Origin of the sequence: Halorubrum sp. ASP1 (assembly GCF_005435135.1) — an archaeon.
GTDB classification, from domain to species: domain Archaea; phylum Halobacteriota; class Halobacteria; order Halobacteriales; family Haloferacaceae; genus Halorubrum; species Halorubrum tropicale.
In genome coordinates, this window is record NZ_SGUA01000049.1 from 1 (window position 1) to 527 (window position 527).

The window sequence follows — 527 nt, forward strand, 5'->3', positions numbered from 1 at the left end:
CGGCCGACCGCGTGCTCTCGCTGCCGGTCCACCCGGGGCTCGACGTCGAGGACCTGCGGCAGATCGCCCGCGCCGTCGAGACGTTCGACGCGGGCGTCGAGGCCGCAACGCCGGAGGCGGAGGTGATGGACTCGTGAGCGACCCGCTGCGGACCGGCGTGATCGGCGTCGGCAGCATGGGGCGTAACCACGCCCGCGTCTACCGCGAACTCGCCGAGAGCGAACTGGTCGGGATCGCGGACGCGGACGTGAGCGCGGCCGCGGCCGCGGCGACGGAGTTCGACACCTCGATCTTCGAGCCGGCGGAGCTGCTCGACGCCGTCGACGCCGTCTCGGTCGCCGTGCTGACCAGCGCCCACGCGCCGGTCGTTCGGGACTGTATCGACGCCGGCGTCGACGTGCTAGTCGAGAAGCCGTTCGTCGCGGACCCCCAGGTCGGCCGCGAACTCGCTGCCGCCGCCGAGGACGCCGGCGTCACGATCCAGGTCGGCCACGTCGAGCGGTTCAACCCCGCGGTCCGGACGCTGT

1 protein-coding gene is annotated in these 527 nt (G+C 73.4%); it reads left to right on the forward strand.

The window, feature by feature from the left end; all coding sequences use genetic code 11:
- Window positions 1-175: 175 nt before the first annotated feature.
- Window positions 176-527: Gfo/Idh/MocA family oxidoreductase (locus EXE48_RS18195; protein WP_137712171.1), on the forward strand; the 352-nt coding region annotated here is incomplete at its 3' end.